The sequence below is a fragment of the Kitasatospora herbaricolor genome (genome assembly GCF_030813695.1).
In the GTDB taxonomy this organism is placed as follows: domain Bacteria; phylum Actinomycetota; class Actinomycetes; order Streptomycetales; family Streptomycetaceae; genus Kitasatospora; species Kitasatospora herbaricolor.
On the sequence record NZ_JAUSVA010000002.1, the window covers coordinates 468,400 to 491,340 of the forward strand.

Consider the following 22,941-nt stretch of genomic DNA (forward strand, 5'->3'; position numbering starts at 1 on the left):
CCTCGCTACCAGGCGGGTGCCGTGGCAGAAAAACTACAGCGGACGAATGTTCTCGGCCTGCGGGCCCTTCTGGCCCTGCGTGACGTCGAACTCGACCTTCTGGCCCTCGAGCAGCTCACGGAAGCCGTTGGCATTGATGTTCGAGTAGTGGGCGAAGACGTCGGGGCCGCCACCCTCCTGCTCGATGAAGCCGAAGCCCTTTTCCGCGTTGAACCACTTCACAGTGCCATTAGCCATAAAAAAATCTCCTTCAAGGGGCTGTCCGAAGCACACACAGTGCGGGCTCCGAGTCGCCGCGATGAGCACCCACCCGGGGAAGAGCCGGGAAACAAAAAGGCGCCTGCGAAACATCAGCAGGCGCACACAAAGTTCATGGGAACCACTACTGCAACTAACGAGACTCTAGCAGGCCCAGGCCCGCCACAGGTAGATATTTCGCCCCCGGCTCAGCGGAACCCCCTTCCGCGGGGCCCCGGCCGCGAAGCGACCGGACCGCCAACACGGCTGGCGAGGAGCCTGGTTGGGCGTGCGCGCCTGCCCTTTCGGTGCCGACCGCCGGTCCTCCCCGGGAGCGGAGAGTCGCGCGGGACCCGAGCGCCCGCCCTCCCCGCGGCATACCCGCGAAAGCGACGCACCACGCCCACCGGCGCGATCCGAGACCGTTGCGGACGGCTTGCGCGAAATTCCTGCCGCAGCTCCGAAATCGAGTGCGCCGAACAAGGCCCGATCCCGCGATTTTCGGCGCATACTGCAGGGAATGACGAAATCTGCAGCAGTCCGCCGCGTCCTGCCCACCAGCCCCTTCAAGGTCCGGCTCGAAGCGCCGCGCAAGCACTTCGCCGTCGGCGACCGCGTCACCCACGACCAGTACGGTCTCGGCCGGGCCATCGGGGTCGAAGGTGACGGCGACATCGCGGTGCTCGTCGACTTCGGATCGCGGCGGGAACGTATCACCCAGCCCTATGCCGCGATGTTCAGACTTTGACCCAGGACGCACGCGGTTCCCAGCCGGGAACACTGCAGTGCACACGGTGCGCCCCTGGACCGACGCGCCAGTGCGCCGTCCAGGGGACGCACGCCCCGGCCAGGTCGAACGGGCATCCGCCGATCCGGCTCCGGAGTCTCACCTGCAATGGCCGGAAAGACATGTGACGATCCGCCGTTGACTGCCGGCAGCGGGCTGGGCAGGCGATAGACTCCGCGCGTGGATGACAAACATCTGTTTGAGTCCGTCTGTGCCGTGCTCTCCCTCCGAGGGTTCGAGCCGGCACCGCCCCATGCCGCCGGGCTCTCCGCCCGGCAGCGTCCGGGAACCGGCCTGGTGCTGACATGGAGTCCGGGCCAGGACCTGATCGGACCCACCCTCCACGCCTGCCCGCATCCCGCCGACGCCGGCGGGCGCACCGAGTTCCGCGGCATCCGCAGCGCGCTCATACTGGCCCTGTCGGAGATCCTCGGCGCTGCGGGCTTCACCGTCACCCCTCTCGGAGTCGACCTGCTCGTCACCGCCGGCCCGCACGATCCGGGCGCCGCCCCGGCCCTCACGGCTGCTCCCACCTGCCCTGCACCGCGGCGCAGCCGACCGGCACGTCAGGTCGCCGCCGCGTAGCCCCCGGCCGCGCGGCCGGCGCGAGGTCCGTGGCCGCCATGACCGCTGCCCAGGCCTGTGGGTCCCGGAGGCAATGTCCTATTCTGGTGGGCATGTCGAACCCTGACGGGCTGCTCGTCGACATCGCGGCGATGGTCGAGTCCGAGCACAGCAACCAGATGTCCCTGACCGTGGTGGTCCCCGGAGCGGTGATCACCGGCAGACTTGCCCCGGTGACCCTGTGGTGGGAGCGGGTGGCGGAGGTCCTCCAGGCCTCGGAGCACCTGAAGCCGTTCGCCGGCCTCTTCGCCCCGCCCCGCGACGGCCCGCCCGCACGGCCGACCCACCTGCACCTCCACCGGGCGAAGATCCTTCAGGGCGACTTCGCACTGCCCCACACCGGCGGCATGTACCGCATCGCCATCGAAGACATCAGCAGCTGGACCATCGGCGACCTCAGCTACTCCGACACCTGACAGCTACGGCAGGCCCCATAGCCTTCCGGCGTGGCATCGTACGTCCCCGCACCAGGGAGTCGCCGAGCGTTGAGCGGGGCAGGGCGGGGCGTGGCGTACGCCTGATCAGCTTTGACGGGCACTCCTGCCATCCGGCCCCGTCATCGACCTCCCTGCCGCTTGGTCGTCGGGTGGGCCACCGGCGACCACCTGCGGACCGGGCTCGTCGTCGACGCCCTGCCCACCGCCTCCCACCAGCGGTGCCCGAAGGGCCCGGTCATCTCGGCTGCAGGTCGGCCGCATCGGACAACGCCCTTGCCCGGTCCTTCTTCGCCGCCTTCAAAAGGGACTTGGCCAGCGACCGGATCGGCTCGGCCGGACAGCGGCCGGACTGCGGTCTTCGAGTAGATCGAGAGCCGGTACGACGTATGAAGGCTGCACAGCAGCCTCAACGACCGCAGTCGCGCCGAGTGCGTGACCGTCCCCTCCACCCGGCCACCACAACGATGGTCTCCGTCCGAGCGGAGCAAGATCACTCCCTTCTCCTGGCCCATCAGGCCACCTCGGCAACCTTCCGCAGCTCGGGGAACCTCTCACCCAGGAACGCGCGCCCATGTCCGTCTGTGTCCATCTCCGGGGTTGCGGCGACTGCTCAGGATCTGGTCTCGACGCTAGTCTGTTTCGCGTGCGCAGTCTAGGACGGTCGGCACAGAACGATGGCGGCGGTGTCGTGGGTCATGCCTCGGAATGCCCCGGCCGCGGTGCCGGTCTCGACTTCGCGTGTCACGGCGATGATCCGGCCGGGTCCGGAGTCGGACAGCTCGGCCATGAAACGCGGCCAACTCCAGCCGTACCGCTCCGGAAGGCGGGCAGCGCCCTCGGACAGGACGGCGAGCCGGTGGATCTGCGACAACGGGATACTGGCCGTCAACGCCTGCTCGGCGGCCTCGGGTTTCGCACCGGCCACCCAGAACCCGCCGGCGGCAGCGCAGTTACGGTGGCCGCGTACGGCTTCCTCCGTATACGAGTCCAGAAAGGCCGCCCGGTCATCGACGATCACCTCGACCGCTCCGTTGGTCCGGTGCAGCGCAACGGGCGAGTGGCCGAGCACCAGGACGTCCAGGCTGCCGCTGCGCTCACGGACCATCGCGACGGTCGCAGAGGGACTGTCCGCGTTCGTCATGTCACAGGTCTGGCCGTGCTTCCCGACCAGCGCGGTCAGGGCGGTACGCAGGATCTCCCGCAGGCCGGCCGGGCCCTGTGTGAGCAGCTGCGCGCAGAGGAGACCCGCCAACTGCTCGACGTACCAGGTGACATCGTGGACGCAGCCCGTCATGGCTCCGGTCGCGGTGGCGCCGTCCAGGACGAAGGCGAACGTCGGCCCGGTGACGACAGCGGCCTCGCTGACGCCGCCCGGCGTCGGGGCGGTCGCGTGCGTGATCTTGAACGGCATTGAACGTCCCTTGGTCGGGCGGGTCGGGCTTCGGGGGGCGTGAGCGGCCGGGGTCGCACGGCTGGCCATGCCGGGCGGGTATTGGCCGGCAGGCTCGGGCGGCCGGTGCCCTGCCGTGCGCGACTCCACGGCGAGAGAGGGAGAGGCGCGGGTCCTTGCCTGCCTCAGAGCGGCTGGAGCACCATGTCCGGCGGCGGCGTCAACGATGCGGTGCTTCTGCGGCTCGGTGCCCGGCGGTCGATCGACATGCCGCCCACCACCAGGGCGAGCCGAAGCCGGAAGGCATAGGCGCGGCGGGTGAGCGCATGCGAGGCGCTCTGGGCGAACCCGTTTGGTGCGGAGGTTGATTGAGGTGGCATCGGCAGCAGGCGCGTCGTGGGGGTGCGGCCGGCGGGGGACCGTCCGGGAGTGCTTGCGGGCAGCGGCCTCGAGACGGCGACGTGGTGCGGGTAGCGGTCGGTAGTGGGAATGCGATGAACCCTTCTCGGGCGGCACGTCTTGGGGAATCTCCGCGGCGCGGGGCGCGGGAGATTGCAGATGACGGGCCGGGAATGTGACATACGGGTCGGCGGGAAGGACTCGCGCGGCGCGGGAGTCGGCGTCCGGCGCGAGTGCAGTGGCTCGGAGCGCAGCGCCCAGCGTGCCGGAGCCGGATGCGGACGGTGGCTGGGAGACGTGCGCTCGGCGCGTACCGGGTCGGAGCCCGGGCCTGAGCGGCCGGAGGAATGTGCCGTGGCAAGGGCGAGTGGCCCGCACCGGGCGTGTACGCAGTGCGGGCCACTCGCTGCCCGGCGGGTGCCCGGTGAAACTACAGCGGACGGATGTTCTCGGCCTGCGGGCCCTTCTGGCCCTGCGTGACGTCGAACTCGACCTTCTGGCCCTCGAGCAGCTCGCGGAAGCCATTGGCGTTGATGTTCGAGTAGTGGGCGAAGACGTCCGGGCCGCCGCCGTCCTGCTCGATGAAGCCGAAGCCCTTTTCCGCGTTGAACCACTTCACGATGCCATGAGCCATAAAGAAACCGTCTCCTTCGAGGGACTGTTCCGGATCCGGCAGCGTGCGCAGATCCGAGTCGCGGCGATGACGGCCCGCCCAGGGGAAGACCCGGGAAAACGAAAATGCGCCCAGCCGTCACAAACCAGCAGGCGCATACCAAAGTTCATGGGACCACAACTGCAACTCGCCAGACTCTACCAGGCTCCGCGTCCCGACGGCGGGGCGGAAAGCGGGCGTGTGGTGCGTCGCCCTCGGATCTGCTGCTCGGATGACGGTACGGCAGAAGTCTTGACGGTCGTGCGCCGTCAGGCGATCGCGGTGCACCTGCGAGCCGAGGGCGGGAGAGACGGCCCGGCGGCCAGTGTGCACAATGATCACAAGTCACCGTGTGGAGCATGAAGAGGTCAAGGATGGAGAAGCGTCGTACCCAGCCTGCCACTCCCGGCAGGGCGGGCGCCGATGACACACCCGCAGATGTGGACGGCCCCGCGAAGCTGAAGGCCTCTCGGCCCTCATCCGGGAGCAACATGCCGGCACGCGCAGGGAAACCCCTCCCAGCCGCTCCCCGGCCCCCCGGCGAAGAACCCCGGCGACCGATCGGGCCGTCCGATGCCTCCCCGGCGGGCCAGCCGGTGCCGGCGCCCCTGGCCCCCGGTCCCAGCCCACAGGCATGGTGGGACGCCGCGAAGAACAGCCCCATGGCAGGGGTCGCCAACACCGTCCGCGGCGCGCTGAGAAAGACCGCCCGCGAGCAGCGGACCATCTCGTGGAGCGCCCTGCACGAGAGAACCGGGCACAAGCTGCTCCCCGCGCTCAGCCAGGCGCAGAAGATCCAGGTGCTCGCCCTGGTGGACCAGTTGACGGCCGCTGGGGAGCCGCTCCTGTCGGTCCTCCTCACCGACGGGCACAGCGAGTCACTACAGCTGCACCGCGCCGTCGCGCAAAGGCTGGAACGAACCCTGCCCAGCGACGACCTCGCCCTCGCCGACCACCTCGAAGGCGCCATCGCTGAACTTCACCGCCTGTGGCAGCATCGCTGAGAACCGGGCCTCGGCTCCCCCACCGGCCGGTGCCGACCACCGTCGACGCCCTCGCCCTGGTCGGGACTGATCGTTGTGGGGATGAGGTGCGCGCGTCGGCCGCACGTCATCCGCCTTTCCTAAAATGAGCGCATGATCGCCGAAGACACCCAGCCGCCGGGAGACGGAGGAAAGTCCCGGCCCGGCCCCGGCACCACGTCCGGCTCCCTCCACACCGCCGCAGTTCATGCGCCCGCCGGCACGACTGCCCGGCTGACAGCCACCGACCCGGCCGGCGGCGCGCAGTGCGCGGCGGCACCACTGAAACCGAGGATGCGCGGCTGGCTGCACGCCGGCATCTTCCCCCTCTCACTGGCCGGCGGCATCGTCCTGATCGCCCTTGCGCGCCCGGCCGGGGCGGTGGCGGCCTGCTCGGTGTTCGCACTGTCGGCCTGGCTGCTGTTCGGTACCAGCGCCGTCTACCACCGGGGAACATGGGGCCGGCGCGGGGAGGCGGTCCTGCGGCGGCTCGACCACGCGAACATCTTCCTGATCATCGCCGGCACCTACACCCCGCTGGCGGTGCTGCTGCTGCCCGCGCGGCGCCAGACGGTGCTGCTGACCGTGGTGTGGGCGGGCGCCCTGGCAGGCATCGCCTTCCGCACGCTGTGGATGGGGGCTCCCCGGTGGCTGTACACCCCGTGCTACATCGCCCTGGGCTGGGCAGCCGTCCTCTACCTGCCCGACTTCGCACGCACCGGCGGCACCGCGGTCGTCGTCCTCGTCATCGTCGGCGGTCTGCTCTACACCGCGGGAGGTGTCGTCTACGGACTCAAACGTCCAGACCCGTCACCCTACTGGTTCGGCTTTCACGAGGTCTTCCACGCCCTCACCGTCGCCGCCTTCGGCGCGCACTACACGGCCGTTTTCCTGGCGGCCACATGACTGGTCGTCGAGGGCACGCTGACACTGGTGCAACAGGCGGCTGCGGGGCCGGGCTCCCGTAAATGCGGTGCGGCCCGTGCGGGCCCCGACAGCCGGCGCACACGACCGCGCAGCCGCACGTCGGCCGGCGTGGACGGCATCACAGATCGGGCCGATGCACCCGGTCCAACACGGCGGGCACCAGCCTCGCCCCGGCCGCCACCGGTCGACCACCAGGACCACGCCCGCGCTCTGGGCGCTCACACCCGGGCGTGGCCGGACGGATGGCCGTGACCATGGCCGTCCTGCCAGGCGAGTGCCCGCATCATCTGTTCCTCCTTGAGGCCGGTCATCGCGACCACCCGGGCGGTGCGCCCGGCCCACAGCTCCTCGGCCGCGAACGGACGGCGGGCTGGCCACCTCCGACATGTGCGTGGTCGCCGCCCGCCCGGCGGGTCTTCGACAGTGCGGCCGAGTCCTTCGAGATCGCCCTGCACTACCAGGGTGACCGCGACGAGCAGGCGTGCGCACAGGCCCTGCACAACGCGCTCGCCGCCGCCGGGTCCGGCGTCGTGGCCGCCGCTCTGCTGCGGGTGGCCGACGACCCCGCGCTCGGCCTGGACCTTGACCAGTGGGAGGACCTGTACCGCATCGCCACCGAGCTGATCCTGCGCGTGGTCGAGGACCTGGGCGGCGCGAACGGTGGCGGCACCACCACGGCCGACGACCGCTCGGCCTGCCCGGCCGCCGGGTGAGCAGCACCGCCCGACGCGGGCTCGCCCCAGGTGCCGGGCTCGCCCTGTCCGCCTCCGTCCGTCCGCCCCGCACCCCGTTGCCGTGGTCGCCCGCCGCAATCGGCGCCGAGCTGCACGCTGCCCTGGCCGCTTTCGACGCTGCGGCCGCTCCGTGGCGCGAGGCCCTCAAGGACCTGGACGAAGACGTCCTCGCCGAGGCCGCCGCCGAAGGACGGGCGTTCGGCTCCGGCCCGGCGGCCGCCGTCGACGAGCTGCTGCGCGGCCTGCTCGGGCAGTTGGCCGGCTGGCAGCAGTCGATCGGCGAGCTGGGCCGCGCGCTCACCACGGCAACCGAAGGCCGACCGCTACCCGGCTGGGCCACCGACGCCGGCCACACCGAGGGCGTCGGGTGGCGCCAGGGCCGCACCACGCTGCTCGAGGCCATCGCACGCCACCACCACGCTCACCTGCTCGCCGCCATTGTCGAGCTCGGCGGTGAGCTGGAGCTCCCAGCTACCCGCAACGGGCGCTTCAGGGGCGCGGTCGTCCCGGAGGGCTGCGCGGTCAGCGCCGGCCGCCGCCGATGCGGCGGTCGTCGGCCAGTGCGGTCAGCGGGCCGTACTCGCAGGCGAGCTGGTTCCACGTCAGAACCTCGCCACAGCGGGCCGGGAACTCCTGCGGGTTGAACTCGGGCATGGTCCAGGTGCCAGTGCCCCGGTCCCGCAGCCACAGGTCCCCGTCACCGTCGACCACAGTCGGCGGGACCGGTACGGGCTCGGCCTGATCGGTGGGCTCCCAGGTGACCCGGCCCGGGTGGGAAACGCGGCGCAGCTCGGTGGTGGCCAGCCGCGCGGCCAAGTCGCGGGTGGACTCTTCGGCGTCTTTGACCGACGCGAGTCGGAATGCGTCGTCAAGTACGGGCAGGGCTGGATTCTTGCTGCGCTTTGAACTCATACGCTGACTACCTCCGGTGGGGGGCGTCACATCCGTTATGGCACCCCGTAGAGGAACACGGTATCCGAGGCGGGCGCCGGACCGGCTACGACCACTGTCCAGGTGGAGGCGCCGTGCCTCCTCCTTCTGCAAGACGAAGTAGAGGCTGCGGCTGGATAGCTTCTTCGCCGACCGGTCCGGCACGATGCGGTCGTAGAACTCCAGAGAGAACGCCCAGTCGCTCACGGAGATGTTCTTGCCGGGATCTCCAGCGGTGGCGCGCTGAACGTCAGTGTGGTCTCGGTCAGCGCCGCCGCGCACTGCCGACGAACAAGCAGTAGCGCGCAGGGGGCGAGAGTAGAGACCCTGGTGCCCGGAGCACCGGAGACCGCCCGGGACGGGCAGGCCGCCCTCGTGGAGGCGATCACCGAGGCTGTCCGCGAAGGCGACGACCGGACCATCCGCCGACTGCTGGCCCGCTTCGCCGAACTGGCCTCCATCGCCGACCTGTACGCCCTGCGCGATTCCCTCGACACCGCCCGCCCCGCCGGCGCCCACGGGCAGGGGTGACTCCTGCCGAGCCGCGCTCGCGGACCTGCCCGGCCAGATGTCCAGGCCGATCCTGCGCTTGGCGTCGTGGTGCGCAGCGCGCTCGCCCTGCTTGGCCGGGGCGAGGGAGCTGATGCCCGCCAGGAGGCGAACTCCAGCATGGTTCCGGTTCCAGCCGGTACTCGGCAGGGCTGGACCGGTCACACCTGGCCGAAGTGGATGTCGCGGGTGCACCGGCGCGGCGCCGGATTCGAACCGGTACCCGGGGGTGGCGGTCGTGCGTGGTCGGCCTGCGTTCCGGTGGCCGACGCCGGCCGGATTGGCGGCCCGGCGCCCGCCGCCCTGCCACGCTGGGTGGCGGGTGGCCGGCGCCGGTAGTGCCGTCCCGGGTCAAGCCGCGATCGTGAGGTCGGCGCGGCCGAACAGCAGCGCGTAGCCGCGCGGCAGGTCGGCGAGGAGGCGGTCGGTGAGGTGGTCGCCGGCGAGGTCGGCGAGGGCGGCCAAGACGGAGGAGGCATCCCAGCGGGCGGCGGTGAGGCTGGTGTTCAGGGCGCGGGCGACGGCTTCGACGAAGGCGGGGGCGGGGACCGGGTGGGGCAGCGGGATCTGCGAGGCGAAGACGGTGCGGGCGCGCTCGGGCAGGGCTGCGGCGAAGACGCAGCGTTGCTCGCCGGTGAGCTGGCTGCCGAGGGTGGCCAGGACTGCGGCGAGGACGCGTTCGGCCTCCTCGTCGCAGGTGTAGCGGCCCAGGGTGCGGACCTGCTGGAGAAGGAGGCGGTACCGGGTCATGGCGGTGGCCTTCCAGGGGGACGGGGCCGGTCGCGGGTGCGGCGGCGCGGGCGGTGTTCAAGGGCGGTGGCCGGGCCGGGGCCGGCCGAACAGGAGGTCGTAGCCGGGCGGCAGCTGGAGCAGAACGCGCTCGGTGAGATCGTCGCCGGCGGCGTCGGCCACGGTGCTGAGGACCGCGCCGATGTCCCACAGGGCGGTGGTCTCGGTGGCGCCCTCGATCCAGGCCGCGGTCGCGCGCGTGAACCGCTCGGGGCTGAGCGGCTCGGCGGCCTGCAGCGGGTTGAGCAGGATCAGGGCGAGGGTCTCGGGCAGCCGGGCGGCCAGTTCGGCGCGCACGTTGCCGACCAGGTGGGCGCCGAGCAGGGCCAGGACGACGCGCGCCGCCCGCTCGGCCTCCCGGGGTGTGTCGTATTCGCCACGTTCCCGGACCTCATCCAGGAACGCCTCCCATCGAAATGCCACGGTTCCTCTCCCTCCGTTCCAGGGCATCAGCGCGAACGCCGTCGACGCCCGTTCAGGGCTCGACGACCAGGCGCCGGTGCGGACCGGTGAGCTGCCCAGCCGGACCACGTGGCAGCCGGCTCCGCGCAGGACCAGGTGGCTGCCGCACCGGTCGGCCTGGTTGCGGGCCCGAACCAGAGCACCCGGGCCCGAGCAGTCCATGAATGTCACCTTCGACACATCGAGCACCGCCTCCCGATGTGCCCCGAGCGCGGCAGTCACAGCTCGGCGCAGCGGCGGGGGCGGGTGTCGAGGTCGATCTCGCCGCACGCCCGCAGCGCGAAGGATTCCTGCCCGTGGTCGTCGCGCATGGTGGTCTCCCGCTGTCGGCCCGGCCCGTACGGCGTGGTGTGCCGGGTCGGTCGGGGCCGGGCGGTGGAGCCGGCCGGGGGCCGTCCCGCAGGGCCCGGGGGTTGGCGGTGCGGGACGGCGGTCCGGGGAGGGGTCAGGCCTGGATCTGCTTGCGGCTGGCGCTGTGGCTGATCTCGACCTTGCGGGGTTTGGCCTTCTCCGCGATCGGGATCTTCAGCGTGAGCACGCCGGTGTCGTAGTCGGCGCTGATCCCTGCGGGGTCGAGGGTGTCGGAGAGCATGACCTGGCGGGAGAAGACGCCGAGTGGGCGCTCGGACAGCTCCCACTTCACCTCGTCGCCCTGGTGGCGGGGGCGGCGTTCGGCCTTGACGGTCAGCATGTTCCGCTCGACGTCGACCTCGATCGCGTCCGGGTCCACCCCGGGCAGGTCGAAGCAGATCACGTACTCGTCGCCCACCCGGCAGGCGTCCAGCGGCATCGGGGTCGGCCGCGACCAGGTGCCGTTCGTGCCCAGGAACTGCTGGGTCAGCCGGTCCAGCTCGCGGAACGGGTCAGTGCGCATCAGCATCGCGAAACACCTCCACTGATCAATGGGAGCCAGTGCGCTTCACCTGCAGACCGTTCTAGCATGTCATCCATCCGATGACAAACCCCTGAGTCGCCAAAGGAGTGACATCTAAGGGAAAGCGGCCCGACGCACCCGCCACCAGCGGCGGCCCGCCTACGGGACCGGCGTCCTTCCTCGCCGCGGCCGCCGCGCTCGCCGCCATCGACGACGCCGTCCGCACCGCCCGGAACACCCGCCCGACCACCCGGTCCGGCACCGGTGCACCGGACGAGGGCCCCGAGCCGGCCCTGTCCGCCCTGGTGCTGCTGCGCGAACTGCGCATCGATCCCGCCGGCTGGGAAGCGGGCCTGGTGGAGCGCGCCCGCGACGGCGGCGCCACCTGGGCCGACCTCGCCCACCCTCCTGGGCCGCTGCGTGTTCTCCCGTTTCAGGGGGGAGCCGGCGCCGCAGCAGCCCGCGCGAAGCGTCGGTGAAAGGGGACGGTGAGGCGTGGCCCGACTCGTCGAGTTCAGCTGGCCGTGGCCCACTCGGTGGTTCGCGCGTGCAGAGGGGAGACGACGGCGGCGTAGCAGTTTCCGGGCAGGTCGGCGACCCAGTCGAAGGTGTCGAGGGTGACGCCGTGCTGGGAGGCGGCGTGGAGCATGTCGGCCAGCAGGGCGGTCGCTGGCTTTCTGCGGATGCCGAGCCGGGCGCTGCGCACGCGTCCCGCCGGGCCCAGGGTCGGCTCCGGCGGGAACGCTCGGGTTCGATGCGGCTCGGGTGCAGCGCCCCAGGCCCCTTCCCTGCGGCGTGCGCCTGGCGGGGATGGCCGAGCGCGGTGAGGGGTGCGGCCGGCCGGGCTGGTCGGTTGTACGGCGGGCCGCACCCCGGCGGGGGTTACAGGGCGTGGGTGAGGCGGTCGGTCAACAGGCGCGTGAAGCGGGCCGGGTCGGACAGGTCGCCGCCTTCGGCGAGCAGGGCGCTGCCGTGGACGAGTTCGGCGACGTCGGCGAGCGCCGGGTTGTCGACTCCTGCCTGGTGGGCCTGGTGCAGGGCGGTGATAAGGGGGTGGGTGGGGTTGAGTTCGAGGATGCGCTTGACCGGGGGGAGTTCCTGACCCATGGCCCGGTACATCTTCTCCAGGGTGGGGGTGAGGTCGTGGGCGTCGCCGACCAGGCACGCCGCGGAGGTGGTCAGGCGGGTGGAGAGTCGGACCTGCTTGACGTGCTCGGCCAGGTTGGTCTGGAGCCAGGTGAGGAGGGGGGCGAAGTCCTCTTCGCGCTGGGCCTTCTCGGCCTTCGCCTCGTCACTGCCTTCGGCGTCGGCGTCGTTGTCGAGGTCGACCTGGCCCTTGGCGATGGACTGGAAGCGGTGGCCGTCGAAGGCGGGGATCTGGTCGGTCCAGACCTCGTCGACGGGGTCGGTGAGGATCAGGACCTCGTAGCCCTTGGCGGTGAAGGCCTCCATGTGCGGGGAGTTCTCCACCATCGTCCGGTTCTCGCCCGTCAGGTAGTAGATGGTGTCCTGGCCGTCCTTCATCCGCGCGACGTACTCGCGCAGCGTGGTCGGTTTCTCCGCATCATTGGTCGAGGCGGCACTGACCAGTTCCAGCAGCGCGTCGGTGTTGTCGCGGTCCTCGATCAGGCCCTCCTTGAGGACCCGGCCGAACTGGTCCCACACCTTCGCGTAGGTCTCGCCCTTCTTGGTCTGCATGTCCTTGAGGGCGCCGAGGACCTTCTTGACGAGGCGCCGGCGCACGGCGGTGATCTGGCGGTCGTGCTGCAGGATCTCGCGGGAGACGTTCAGCGACAGGTCGTGGGCGTCCACCACGCCCTTGACGAAGCGCAGGTAGTTCGGCATCAGCGCGTCGCAGTCGTCCATGATGAACACCCGCTTGACGTACAGCTGCACGCCCCGCTTGGTGTCCCGGGAGAACAGGTCGAACGGGGCGTGGGTGGGGATGAACAGCAGCGCCTCGTACTCGAAGGTGCCCTCGGCGCGCATGTGGATCGTCTCGGCCGGGGCCTGCCAGTCATGGCTGATCTGCTGGTAGAACTCGTTGTACTCGGTCTCGGTCACCTCGCTGCGAGGGCGGGCCCACAGCGCCTTCATCGAGTTCAGCGTCTCCAGCTCGCCCGCAGCCTCACCGTCGGCGTCGGCGCTGTCGTCGGCAGTGGTACTGACGGGCTCGGTGGCCATCCGGATGGGCCAGCGGATGAAATCCGAGTACTGCTTGACGATCTGTCGGATCTTCCACTGGGCCAGGTAGTCGCCCAGCCCGTCCTCACTGTCCTCGGCCTTGAGGTGCAGGCTGACCGAGGTGCCCACCGGCAGGCCGTCGGCCGACGAGATGGTGTAGGTGCCCTCGCCGTCCGACTCCCACACCGTCCCCTGTTCGGTGCCGGCGCGACGCGTGTGCAGGGTGACCTTGTCGGCGACCATGAACGCCGAGTAGAAGCCGACGCCGAACTGCCCGATCAGGTGCTGGGCGGCGTCCGCGTCCTTCGCCTCCTTGATCTTCGCCAGCAGGCCGGCGGTGCCGGACTTCGCGATGGTGCCGATCAGGTCGACGACGTCGTCGCGGGTCATGCCGATGCCGTTGTCCCGCACCGTCAGGGTGCGGGCGCCCTTGTCGACCTCCAGGATGATCTGCGGGTCGGGGGCCCCGAGGGTGGAGTCGGTGAGGGATTCCAGGCGGAGCTTGTCGAGGGCGTCGGAGGCGTTGGAGATCAGCTCGCGCAGGAAGATGTCCTTGTTCGAGTAGATCGAGTGGATCACCAGCTGCAGCAGCTGGCGGGTCTCCGCCTGGAACTCCAGCGTCTGGGTCGGACTGGCCACGGGAGGCTTCTCCTTCGAGTGGTGGAAAGGGCTCGGATCGGGTCAAGCTGCCGGGGCCGGCCGGCGCGTTGCGTGGCCGGCCCCCCGGGGGGTGCTCAGATGTGGCTGAGGGGCTGGTAGGGCTGTTCGGGGCGGGTGTGGCCGGGGCGGGCGGTGCCGTAGCAGGACAGGAAGAGCTTCCAGCCGTCGCGGCACTCCAGCGTCGCGCCGTAGCGGACCGCGGGCGGGTCCGGGCGCGTGCTGTACCGGTCGACGCGCACGATCCCTCCAGCCGGGTCGTCTGCCGCGGTGGCGGCGGCGACCAGGGCCTGCTCGACGAGGGCGACCGGGACCGACGAGCCCGTCAGCTCCGGCACCTCCACGCTCCCGTCGCCGTCACCGTCGCCGGTGGTGATGGTGGACGCGGGGCCGCTGGCGCCGGTGATGGTCCACCACACCTGTCCGCCGCCCGCCAGGGTTACGGTCAGTCCGTAGGGGCTGTCGTCGTCACGCTTGCCGGCACCGGTAATGCCCGGTATGCCCGGGGCACGCTCGATGAGCAGCTGCTGCAGGTCGGCTGGAGTCATGGGAGGCGGGTGGGGTCGGGGACGGCGCGGCCGTCACGGTTCGGAAGATACGGGCGGTCTGCACGCCGGTAGCCGTCGGGCGTCAACTCGCGCCCCACGTAGCGGGGCAGATGCCGCGCGCAGGCTTATGGCGGCAAACCGGTCCACAGCGTGCGGGCCGCGGACCGGCGGCGGCGCGCCCCGGGGCGTCACGTGCCGACTGGCGGTGTGCGGCGCTGCCGGTCGCTGTCGGCGCGCAGTTGGTCGGCTCGGGTGGTGAGCTGATCGAGGCGGTCGGTGATCTTCGGGTGGTCCGCCTCCAGGAGGGGCCGGGTCTCGGCGAGCGGGGCGAGCAGACGGGCGGGGTCGTGGTGGCCCAGTGCATCCAGGAGGCGATCTATGGCAGGGGCCGCTTGGGGGCCGAGGCAGTCCAGGGCGCCGATCTGTCCGGCGAGGCGGCGCAGGTCGGCGGCGTTGTCGCGGGCCCAGGTGGCCACCGCGCGGTCGGCGGCGCGCTGGTCGCGCGTGGCCTGGACGCGCTGCTCGCCGGTGCTGCCCGCGTCGGTGCCGGCGTCAGCGTTGGGACGCAGGCGCAGGTAGCGGCGTTCGGCGGCCTGGCGACTCTGGACGCCCATCGGTTCGGCGAGGTCGGCCCAGGTGGCACCGGCGTCGCGGGCGGTCTCGATCAGGCCGGTCTCCCAGTCAGCGAGCTCCTCGCGCAGGTGGCGCAGCATCAAGAGCGCGGAGAGGGCCTGCTGCGGATCGCTCTGGCCTGCGTCGTCCGGGGGCGCGTGGCGGGCGGTGCGGGCGGCGGCGTCCATCATGCCCAGCGCGGCGGCGGCGGCCAGGAACGAGGCTGGCCCCACCCCGGCCGCGCCGGTGTCCTGGATATCCATGTCGTCACTCTTTCGCTGACTGGGGTGGCTTGTCGTCGTATGGATGACATACTACAACGAATGACCCGCCCCGGGAGCGCCTGTGTTCGCCGACCGGTTGCCCGCCTCGGTCCCACCACTCGCTGGGCGCCGACCCCGGACCGGCAGCAGTGTTGGCAGGGCCTGGTTGCAGGCGCTGGCGCCTTCGGCGAGGGCCTGAAGTTCGGCGCCAGGCTGCCGGCTGCGCCAGTCCGCAAGGTCCGCTGGCACCTGGACGATGCGTTGCCACCGTCATGCGGGCCACCGGTGGTTGTCCAGACGTCCGCGTTCGACTCCGGCGGCTGCGCATGCTCGGCGAAGTCCTCCAGGACGTCCGCGAGCGGCGGCCGCGCTGATGCAGACGATGCTCAGCCGGTCAGCGCAGGAGGCTGGGTTCCTGCCTGCGCGGACTACGCGTGCGCCCGGGTGCGGCAGTTGGCCGCGAGTCACTGGCGAAGCTCGCGACAGCGGTCCATGGCTGCGCCGGGTGAAGCAGGCCAAGGCGAACGTCCCGGGCCCTGCCCAGGTCGGCGCGATCATTTCCTCGATCAGTATCTGCGGGTCCCGGCGCCGGCGGCGGATCAGGTCCCAGCGTTTCACGGCGCGTGCCGCACGCCTGGCTGAGCTCCCGGATGGGCTACCTCCGTAAGTGCTACGCCACCCCGCGTGATGACTTTGTGAATGGCTTACCACCGTCGGTCGCGCACCGGACAGCTCGCCCCAGATCCTGCCGAGGCCACACGCCTCGGCTCGGGCCCCTCCCGAGGCCACACCCCTGTCCAGGTGAGAAGCCGCCCGGAGTGACCTGCGCCCGGACGTGGGGACTCCATCGTCCGACCCGCAGCACATGGCAAGCCCCTCCCTACCCCAGAGCGTCTCCCACCCGTAGGCCTCAGCGGTCATGGTCAGGTAGTGCTCGTCAGGTCCAGCCGGCCGCTCCGTGCCCATGCTGGTGATCGTGGCCGCAGTCCCCTCGCGACCGCAACGCCCCGGTCACCCGTTCGCCGCCCTCCGGCCGGCACCCCAGGGCCACCGGGACGGAAGGCCTGTCCCGCCCGGGCCTACCCACCGGCGCCACAACCCTGGTCCGTGAACGAGCGCAGGCAAGTCGGACTCGCCGCGGGAGAGGAGCGCCGGCGCCGCCCTCCGTAAGGGCGCGGCGCACCGTCCGGATGCCGGCCGATGTCGCGAACTGGATCGCCAAGGTGCTGCGCGAGGGGATCGACACTCTGCCCCACGACACCCGACGGCGCCCGCGGCGACCGGCGCCACCACATCCGACGCATTCGTGAGTACGCCGACACCCGTTTTCCTCCTCGGACCCATGCCTAACGACCTGGTGCGTGATTGCGGTGGCGATGTGACCAGCAGCGTTGTGGGCGGCATGATCTGACGGTGTGACGATCAAGGTGAGCCGTGCGGTCCTGGGCCATCGGGTGCTGACCGGTATCTCGCGGCGGCATCTGGCGGATCTGGTTGTCGAACTGGCTGCTCCGTGGCAGGCCGTGGTCGAGGGCCGGCGTGACGCGGCCCGCGGCGGGACGCGGCAACGAGCTGCCGGGGCGGGTGCCAGGCACCGGCTCGTGTTCGTCGATCGGGTGAGTGCCACGCTCATCCATCTGCGTCACGATCTGCCGCACGCCGTCCTGGGCCTGCTGTTCGGTGTCGATCGCTCCACGATCAGCCGGTCGATCAGCGAGGTGCGCGGCCTGCTCGCCGCCCGCGGCTTCGCGGTTCCCGACCGCCCCGGGATCCGGCTGCGGACCCTGGCAGACGTCTTCGCCTATGCCCAGGCCGAGGGCGTTGTCCTGCGGCTGGACGCCACTGAGGTCCAGGTCCGCCGCCCGGCCTCCCACCGCGGCGGACGGCGGGCCTTCGTGTCCGGCAAGAAGAAGCAGAACACGATGAAGACCACCGTCGTCGCCGACGCACAGGGCCGCACCCTGTGGGCCGGCAACCTCCGCCCAGGACGCATGCACGACACCACCGCCATACGAAGCGAGGGCATCGACGACCTCTTCCGGCAATTCCCCAATGTCCAAGTACTGCTCGATGACGGCTACCTGGGCCTGCGACGCGACCATCCTGGCAAAGCCGTCACGCCACCAAGGAAGCCCAACAAGATCGCCGCACCGGAAGTCCACGCAGCCCGCGAGCGGGCACGCCACGAACACTCCTCCCAGCGCATCCCCGTCGAGCACGCCCTCGCCGATCACAAGCGCTGGAAGGGCTTGGCTCGCTGGACCCACCGCCGAGAGACCCTTCCCGCCACCTACCTCGCCGTCGCCGGCCTCGTCTCCGACCGCACCGCCACCACCTGACCAACAGCAGCCCCTCGGGCCATCACATCGCCACCGCAATCACGCACCAGGTCGTAATTGATCGTTTCAGAATGAGGTTCGGAGTCGTCGTAGGCAGATGATGCTGCAGGCGAGTTGGAGCAGGCTGTGGTGGAGGTCGGTGCGTATCTCGTAGCGGATCCGCAGGCGTTTGAACTGGTGGAGCCAGGCGAACGTTCGCTCCACTACCCAGCGGATCTTCCCGAGCCCGGAGCCGTGGGTGACGCCGCGGCGAGCGATCCTCGGGGCGATGCCGCGGCGGCGGAGGAGTCTGCGGTACTTGTCGAAGTCGTAGCCACGGTCGGCGAAGAGCCTTCGGGGCCGTCGGCGTGGTCGTCCGCGCAGACCTCGGACGGGTGGGATCGCGTCCAGGAGCGGCAGGAGCTGGGTGACGTCGTGGCGGTTTCCGCCGGTCAGCGTGACGGCGAGCGGGGTGCCGTGCCGGTCGACGATCAGATGGTGCTTGCTGCCCGGCCGGCCCCGATCGACCGGCGAAGGTCCGGTGTGATCCCCCCTTTGAGCGCCCTGACGTGGGAACCGTCGATCGCAGCGTCGTCCATCTCCAGTAGACCTGCCACTCGCAACTCGGCGAGGAGAACCTCGTGCAGGCGCGGCCACACACCGGCCTCGGTCCAGTCCCGCAGCCGCCGCCAGGCCGTCACCCCACTGCAGCCGGTCCGTTCCGCGGGCACGTCCCGCCAGCTCACGCCCTTGCACAGCACGTACACGATGCCGCGAAGCGCGGCACGGTCGTCGGACGGCAGCCGCCCGGGATACCGATGGCGCCGAGGTGGACGCGGCGGCAGCAACGGCGCCACCCGTTCCCACAAGTCAACAGGTACAAGTTCGTCCGACACAGCACAGCACTCTGTCGTCCAAACACCTCAACTGCCAAGCCCCCCAACCGAACTCATTCTGAAACGATCAGTAAGGCATCGGCAGTTTCCGACTCCGACGAAACCGACCCGTCAGGAACCGCCCCGATCTGGTGATCCGTCAGCGAGCTTGATTCACGACCCTCCCCCGACGGAGGCGAGGGCAGGCACCGTCGATGACCGCGCCCAGCGCGGGCAGGTCGGTTTCACCGTCACCCAGGGCACTGCTTGGCGCGGAAGTGGCGACGGCACCGACGGCGAACTGCGCGGCCTCGTCAGATCGGAGATGTTCTCGGCGCCTCCGTACTGGCACGACAGAGGGTGCGGTGGAAGTGAGGAATGCCTGCCTCCTGCAGCAACGCTGACGGATCAGCGGGTGGCGGTGAGATGGGAGAAGACGACGGTGTTCGAGCGGTAGCCGGTGTGTTTGTCGTAGGCACCGCCGCAGGTGATGACGCGTAGCTCCGGGCGAGCGGTGGGGCCGTAGACGGTGGCGTCGGGGAAGGCGTTCTTCGGGAAGACCTTGACGGCGTCGATGGTGAAGACCGCTGTCGTCCTGTCGCGACGGGTGACCTCGATCTTGTCGCCGGGGCGTAGGAGGCCGAGGCGGTAGAAGACCGCCGGCCCCTTGTCCGTGTCGGCGTGGCCGATGGTGATGGCGTTGCCGGCTGCTCCGGGGCTGGGTCCGTCGCGGTACCAGCCGGCCAGGTTCTTGTTCCCGGTCGGGGGCGTGCTGAGACGCTGGTCGCGGTCGAGACCCACAGCACTGACGGGCGCGTCGACGCGGATCGCGGGGATCTTGATCCGGACGGGCTCCGAGGCGGTGAGCGGCGGGGGACCGCCCTGACCCCGGCTTCCCCCGTCGCCGGAGGCGGGGGAAGCCGGGGTGCCGGTGGTCGTGACCGGCGCGGGCGGCGGGCCCGCGGTCTGCAGACCCTGGTGGAGCAGCCACACGCCGGTGGCGAGGGTTGCGGCGACGGTGGCGGCCACGAGCCGGCGGCGCCTCATGCGGGCGGCCCGCCGTGCGGCCCGGAGGTCAGGACGTGGCATCGCCGGTACGGCGGCGGCGCGCGGCGCGGATACCGAACCAGGAGGCTACCGCCGTCAGCAGCACGGAACCGGCGATGACCTTGGTGGTGTCGGGGAGCTGGCTGCCGCCCCCGCCGGTGTTGACACTGCCGTGCGGGCCGCCATGTCCGTTGCCGCCGCCTGCCGCCGGACCTCCGTTGCCCGGAACTCCGGGAATGCCGCCGCCGTTGCCGCCGGGACCACCGTTGCCGCCGGGTCCCCCGGGGGTCCCTCCTCCTCTGGGGGCGCCGGGAGAGGCCGATGCAATGGGGGAGGCCGAGGCCGACGCACTGGGGGAGGGGACCGTGGTGGTGCAGTTCGCCCTGGTGATCGTGTTGGTGTCCAGCGTGACGGCGCCGTTGCGGGCCAGGGTGCGACCCTCGATCACGGCGCCGGTCTGGGCCGCGATCGAGGTCAGGGCCAGGATGTTGCCCTTGAAGGAGGAGTTCGTCCCCAAGGTGGTGGAGCTGCCCACCTGCCAGAAGACGTTGCACGCCTGCGCGCCGTTGAGGAGCGACACGGCACTCGCCGAACCGGTGATGAGGGTCGAGGCGATCTGGAAGATGAACACGGCGCTGGGGTCGCCCTGGGCGTCGAGGGTGACGGTCCCGGTCAGGCCCAGCGGGCCGGAGGAGTTGTAGACGCCGGCGGTGAGCGTCCGCCCGACCAGATCGCCGGCGACGCTGGCCGTGGGAGCGCGGCCTGCAGCATCGTTGTAGGCGATGACCAGGTCCGACTGGGCCTGAAGGGCAGGCCCGTCCGCCACGTGCTGGGCACCGTTGACGATGCCGGGCGGGAACCCGGTGACGGACGAGCCGGGGCTCAGCCCGAGGTTGCCGTTGATCACGCTGGGGCCCGTGTTGGTGACGGTGGACCCGCCCAGGACGGCGTAACTCCCGTCCGTGCCGAGGCCCACCGGGGCCTCGGCGGCATGGGCGTGACCCGAGGCGACGACGGTGCTCGCCAGTACGGCCAGCCCGGGGAGCAGAGCCAGCGCCGACCTCCTCCAGGCCCTGGGGACTGCGTCCATGCGGGCGGGGGACGGGCCTGTGTCTGGTGCCATGGGAGGAAGAACCCTTCTTGGGGATGTGATGAACCGGGAGCCGCAGCAGCTGTGCTGCGATCTCATCGCGCCGTCGGCCGGCCGTTCGAGACCGGCTGTCGTGGGCAGGGGAGGACCGCGAGCGTGGCGGAAACAACCCGATCCGCGTCCCGCACCAGCGGTTCTCTGCATGCTGACTAATAGCACCATGCGTCGGTCGGATTCCGTGGACCCGGATGGCTGGCGCGCCGTCAGGTGGAATCCCCGCCGCAAGGGACAGTGCTCTTGTCACCCGTCGACCTGCTTGCGCCGTGGCGCTCCGAGAACGCTGCCGTCATGTCACCGGTCCGTCCGTCGGCCGGCACTCCGCTCGCGGGTCCTGCGAGGATTACTAAACGGATGAGGCCGAGTTCGCGCTCAGGCAAGGGGCCCTTGGGATGGACGGCGAGCGGCCTTCAGGATGGCGGGGACGTCGCAGTTGTCGGGTGCCTTGGCGAGTCGACGACCCGGCACCGGAGGCCGCCGTCTCGGAGGCTCGTGCGCCTGGACGCTCCGACAGAGCGGCCGACAGGTGACGTCCGGCGGCAGCATGGTGGGCCGCCGTGGCCGTCAAAGGCCATCGCCCCCACCCGGAACAGACCCGTGATAGAACTTGTAACACGATCTTGTGAATCGCTGCTGGTGGGCGTTACCGATGTGACGATTCGTCCGTTCGTGGTGGCGTGGGCAACAAGCCGTGGATCGTGGACGACGAGCTGTGGCCCGGATCGAGCCGCTGCTGCCGGCCTGACCGGAGCGGTCGCCGGGCCCTCGCCCGATCGACGACCGGCGCTCTACGCCGCGAGCGCCGTCGACTATGTGCGCTGGTCCCGGCGCCCCGAGCACTCACCGGCCTCCGCCCCACGGTCCCGCACCAGGGTGGTACGTGATGGCCGCCGAACTCGGCATCGCCCTGGTCGGCGTCGTCGGCACGCTCATCGGCACCCTGACCGTCACTGCGCTCCAGCACCAGGCCGCCCGCGCCGAGCGCACCGAGCTGGACCGACGCCGCAAGCTGATCGGGGGGCACCGCGCTGGTGACCGCTCTCGCCGACCACCGACGCGCCACGCGGGCCCGCGAGCGGCTGCGCCTCACCGGCGCCGACGAGTCGGTGTACGCGGGCGAGATCACCGGCCCCTTGGCCACCCTTTCCATCCTCGCACCCGACCTCGCCAGCGCCGCGGGCGAAGCCGCCCGCGCCTCCTACTCCCTGCGCGGCGCAGCCGGCCACGACGTCCTCGACCGGGCCCGTACCGAGGCCCCCCGCGCTGGCGGGCGCTGCCGTGGAGCAACTGGCCGCACCCAGACGCCGACCCGGGCCTTGACGCTGCCCACCACCGCCAGCCCTTCCGGCCATCCAGGCCGGGGCGGCGGGCACCGTGGTGTGTGGCGCGGCCGCCCGGCCGCACACCACTTCACGCCCGGAGGACCCGTTGCCGTACACGCCCGACACCGGAGACCTGCTCCCGCCGACGGTCACCATCTGCGGGAGCACCCGCATGTGGCAGGCCATGGCCGACGCCGCCCTGCACGAGACCGCCGCCGGTCGAATGGTGCTGGCGCCCGGCATCAACATGCGCGACCCGCACCCGCTGTGGGAGGACTCGAACGCCGCCCACGCCCTCAAGGCCCGCCTCGACGCCCTGCACCTCGCGAAGATCTCCGTCGCCGACGAAGTCCTGGTGGTCACCGACGAGCGCCTCTACCTCGGCGAGTCAACCCGCCGAGAGATCCTCTTCGCCGAGGCCATCGAGGTACCGGTCCGGTACTGGATCGCCGGCCGGGGCCGCGTCGGCGCCTCCGCCCTGATCCCGAGCCCGGTCAGGGACCGCTCCGACAGGCAGTGGGCCGCCGCCTTCGCCCAGCTCACCGCGGTCGCCGCCACCGGACCGGACCGGCTCGACCTGCTCGCACTGGCAGCAGCCGACCTCGCCGTCGCCGACCACGGCTTCCACGCCACCCTCGCCGACCTGCACACGGCCGCCCGCACCCAGCTCGGCACCGACCTGCCCGACACCGAGCGCGTCATCGCAGCGTTTGCCACCCGCACCACCGCAAGGCCCACCACCGACTTCCTCACCAACGACGCGGACGCTGCCACCACCCCGCCCGCCCAGATCAGCGACGACCCCACCGAGGCCTGGACCTGACCCTGACGCCGCCACCCGCCGCGCACTGCCCTCCCGGCCATCGAGGCCGGGACGGCAGTGCGCCGTGGCGCGCGGCGCGGTCACCCGGCCGGACCCCTCCCCCGCCGGCGCCCAACCGGACCCACCCACCGAAGGGATCACCCATGCTCTCCACCAAGCCCTCCGTCCTCGCACCGGTCGAACCCGGCGATCTGGTCGTCATGATCGGGGCGAGTGGCTCGGGCAAGTCGACCCTGCTGCGCGACCTCCCGCCGACCCAGGTCGTCAGCCTGCGCGCCGTCGTCGCGGACTCGTTCTCTGTCAAGTTCAGCGTGTTGGACTGAGCTTGCCTT

Annotated in this window: 25 protein-coding genes and 1 pseudogene; 11 read left to right on the plus strand and 15 right to left on the minus strand. The window is 71.1% G+C overall.

Annotation, left to right across the window (positions count from 1 at the left end):
• Positions 1-33 precede the first annotated feature (33 nt).
• Positions 34-237, minus strand: a complete 204-nt coding sequence (locus J2S46_RS02470; RefSeq protein ID WP_030918248.1) for a cold-shock protein — start codon at positions 235-237, stop codon at positions 34-36.
• Between the two features lie 520 nt (positions 238-757).
• Here J2S46_RS02470 and J2S46_RS02475 point away from each other — a divergent pair.
• The 3 genes from J2S46_RS02475 to J2S46_RS02485 all read left to right on the plus strand — a co-directional run bounded on the left by J2S46_RS02475 (position 758) and on the right by J2S46_RS02485 (position 2,064).
• Entirely contained in the window at positions 758-985 is a 228-nt protein-coding gene (locus J2S46_RS02475; RefSeq protein WP_191291476.1) for a hypothetical protein, read from the plus strand.
• 336 nt (positions 986-1,321) lie between these two features.
• The gene (locus J2S46_RS02480; RefSeq protein WP_191291475.1) at positions 1,322-1,609 is read left to right on the plus strand and encodes a hypothetical protein; all 288 of its coding nucleotides are present in this window, start codon (positions 1,322-1,324) and stop codon (positions 1,607-1,609) included.
• 92 nt (positions 1,610-1,701) lie between these two features.
• Positions 1,702-2,064 (plus strand): GvpU-like protein, encoded by a 363-nt coding sequence (locus tag J2S46_RS02485; RefSeq protein WP_191291474.1) that lies wholly within the window; start codon positions 1,702-1,704, stop codon positions 2,062-2,064.
• Positions 2,065-2,737: 673 nt separating this feature from the next.
• Here J2S46_RS02485 and J2S46_RS02490 read toward each other — a convergent pair.
• Both J2S46_RS02490 and J2S46_RS02495 read right to left on the minus strand, forming a co-directional pair.
• On the minus strand, positions 2,738-3,496 hold the full coding sequence (locus J2S46_RS02490; RefSeq protein WP_191291473.1) for a hypothetical protein: 759 nt from the start codon (positions 3,494-3,496) through the stop codon (positions 2,738-2,740).
• Positions 3,497-4,304: 808 nt separating this feature from the next.
• The gene (locus J2S46_RS02495; protein ID WP_191291471.1) at positions 4,305-4,508 is read right to left on the minus strand and encodes a cold-shock protein; all 204 of its coding nucleotides are present in this window, start codon (positions 4,506-4,508) and stop codon (positions 4,305-4,307) included.
• A 680-nt stretch (positions 4,509-5,188) separates the two neighbouring features.
• On the opposite strand from J2S46_RS02495, the gene J2S46_RS02500 reads away from it, so the two are divergent.
• From J2S46_RS02500 to J2S46_RS02510, 3 genes are all read left to right on the plus strand, one after another.
• On the plus strand, positions 5,189-5,530 hold the full coding sequence (locus J2S46_RS02500) for a hypothetical protein (protein WP_191291470.1): 342 nt from the start codon (positions 5,189-5,191) through the stop codon (positions 5,528-5,530).
• 132 nt (positions 5,531-5,662) lie between these two features.
• Positions 5,663-6,454, plus strand: coding sequence for a PAQR family membrane homeostasis protein TrhA (gene trhA, locus J2S46_RS02505; protein WP_191291469.1), 792 nt, complete (start codon positions 5,663-5,665; stop codon positions 6,452-6,454).
• 275 nt (positions 6,455-6,729) lie between these two features.
• On the plus strand, positions 6,730-7,188 hold the full coding sequence (locus tag J2S46_RS02510; RefSeq protein ID WP_191291468.1) for a hypothetical protein: 459 nt from the start codon (positions 6,730-6,732) through the stop codon (positions 7,186-7,188).
• Between the two features lie 543 nt (positions 7,189-7,731).
• Here the strand turns inward: J2S46_RS02510 and J2S46_RS02515 are convergent.
• Positions 7,732-8,346, minus strand: a complete 615-nt coding sequence (locus J2S46_RS02515) for an alpha-crystallin domain-containing protein (RefSeq protein ID WP_229912935.1) — start codon at positions 8,344-8,346, stop codon at positions 7,732-7,734.
• A 123-nt stretch (positions 8,347-8,469) separates the two neighbouring features.
• Between J2S46_RS02515 and J2S46_RS02520 the strand changes: the two genes are divergently transcribed.
• On the plus strand, positions 8,470-8,670 hold the full coding sequence (locus J2S46_RS02520) for a hypothetical protein (protein WP_191291467.1): 201 nt from the start codon (positions 8,470-8,472) through the stop codon (positions 8,668-8,670).
• A gap of 369 nt (positions 8,671-9,039) precedes the next feature.
• On the opposite strand, the gene J2S46_RS02525 is transcribed toward J2S46_RS02520, so the two are convergent.
• From J2S46_RS02525 to J2S46_RS02535, 4 genes and pseudogenes are all read right to left on the minus strand, one after another.
• Positions 9,040-9,438: a DUF2267 domain-containing protein gene (locus tag J2S46_RS02525; RefSeq protein WP_191291466.1), complete on the minus strand. Its 399-nt coding sequence runs from the start codon at positions 9,436-9,438 to the stop codon at positions 9,040-9,042.
• A gap of 57 nt (positions 9,439-9,495) precedes the next feature.
• Positions 9,496-9,900, minus strand: coding sequence for a DUF2267 domain-containing protein (locus J2S46_RS02530; protein ID WP_229912934.1), 405 nt, complete (start codon positions 9,898-9,900; stop codon positions 9,496-9,498).
• A 159-nt stretch (positions 9,901-10,059) separates the two neighbouring features.
• Positions 10,060-10,161: pseudogene (locus J2S46_RS40770) on the minus strand (hypothetical protein); the annotation flags it as partial.
• 223 nt (positions 10,162-10,384) lie between these two features.
• On the minus strand, positions 10,385-10,819 hold the full coding sequence (locus tag J2S46_RS02535) for an Hsp20/alpha crystallin family protein (RefSeq protein ID WP_191291464.1): 435 nt from the start codon (positions 10,817-10,819) through the stop codon (positions 10,385-10,387).
• 101 nt (positions 10,820-10,920) lie between these two features.
• On the opposite strand from J2S46_RS02535, the gene J2S46_RS02540 reads away from it, so the two are divergent.
• The gene (locus J2S46_RS02540) at positions 10,921-11,292 is read left to right on the plus strand and encodes a hypothetical protein (protein ID WP_191291463.1); all 372 of its coding nucleotides are present in this window, start codon (positions 10,921-10,923) and stop codon (positions 11,290-11,292) included.
• Between the two features lie 35 nt (positions 11,293-11,327).
• On the opposite strand, the gene J2S46_RS02545 is transcribed toward J2S46_RS02540, so the two are convergent.
• From J2S46_RS02545 to J2S46_RS02560, 4 genes are all read right to left on the minus strand, one after another.
• Positions 11,328-11,519 carry a hypothetical protein gene (locus J2S46_RS02545; protein WP_191291462.1) on the minus strand — a complete coding sequence of 64 codons (192 nt, stop codon included), beginning with the start codon at positions 11,517-11,519 and terminating at the stop codon, positions 11,328-11,330.
• Between the two features lie 176 nt (positions 11,520-11,695).
• On the minus strand, positions 11,696-13,636 hold the full coding sequence (gene htpG, locus J2S46_RS02550; RefSeq protein ID WP_191291461.1) for a molecular chaperone HtpG: 1,941 nt from the start codon (positions 13,634-13,636) through the stop codon (positions 11,696-11,698).
• 95 nt (positions 13,637-13,731) lie between these two features.
• Complete coding sequence (locus tag J2S46_RS02555) at positions 13,732-14,202, minus strand: hypothetical protein (protein WP_191291460.1); 471 nt, start codon at positions 14,200-14,202, stop codon at positions 13,732-13,734.
• A gap of 188 nt (positions 14,203-14,390) precedes the next feature.
• Positions 14,391-15,077 (minus strand): type III effector protein, encoded by a 687-nt coding sequence (locus tag J2S46_RS02560; RefSeq protein ID WP_191291459.1) that lies wholly within the window; start codon positions 15,075-15,077, stop codon positions 14,391-14,393.
• Between the two features lie 1,415 nt (positions 15,078-16,492).
• Between J2S46_RS02560 and J2S46_RS02565 the strand changes: the two genes are divergently transcribed.
• Positions 16,493-17,416: a transposase family protein gene (locus tag J2S46_RS02565; protein WP_191291458.1), complete on the plus strand. Its 924-nt coding sequence runs from the start codon at positions 16,493-16,495 to the stop codon at positions 17,414-17,416.
• 66 nt (positions 17,417-17,482) lie between these two features.
• On the opposite strand, the gene J2S46_RS02570 is transcribed toward J2S46_RS02565, so the two are convergent.
• The 3 genes from J2S46_RS02570 to J2S46_RS02580 all read right to left on the minus strand — a co-directional run bounded on the left by J2S46_RS02570 (position 17,483) and on the right by J2S46_RS02580 (position 20,440).
• A protein-coding gene (locus tag J2S46_RS02570; RefSeq protein ID WP_191291457.1) for an IS5 family transposase occupies positions 17,483-18,291 on the minus strand; the annotation gives its coding sequence in 2 pieces (ribosomal slippage) (positions 17,483-17,952 and positions 17,952-18,291; 810 coding nt in all).
• A gap of 387 nt (positions 18,292-18,678) precedes the next feature.
• Positions 18,679-19,317, minus strand: a complete 639-nt coding sequence (locus J2S46_RS02575; protein WP_503129175.1) for a class F sortase — start codon at positions 19,315-19,317, stop codon at positions 18,679-18,681.
• Positions 19,318-19,345: 28 nt separating this feature from the next.
• The gene (locus tag J2S46_RS02580) at positions 19,346-20,440 is read right to left on the minus strand and encodes an ice-binding family protein (protein ID WP_307348482.1); all 1,095 of its coding nucleotides are present in this window, start codon (positions 20,438-20,440) and stop codon (positions 19,346-19,348) included.
• Between the two features lie 1,452 nt (positions 20,441-21,892).
• Between J2S46_RS02580 and J2S46_RS02585 the strand changes: the two genes are divergently transcribed.
• On the plus strand, positions 21,893-22,609 hold the full coding sequence (locus J2S46_RS02585; RefSeq protein WP_191291455.1) for a hypothetical protein: 717 nt from the start codon (positions 21,893-21,895) through the stop codon (positions 22,607-22,609).
• 143 nt (positions 22,610-22,752) lie between these two features.
• Complete coding sequence (locus tag J2S46_RS02590) at positions 22,753-22,932, plus strand: hypothetical protein (protein ID WP_191291454.1); 180 nt, start codon at positions 22,753-22,755, stop codon at positions 22,930-22,932.
• The last annotated feature ends 9 nt before the right edge of the window (positions 22,933-22,941 follow it).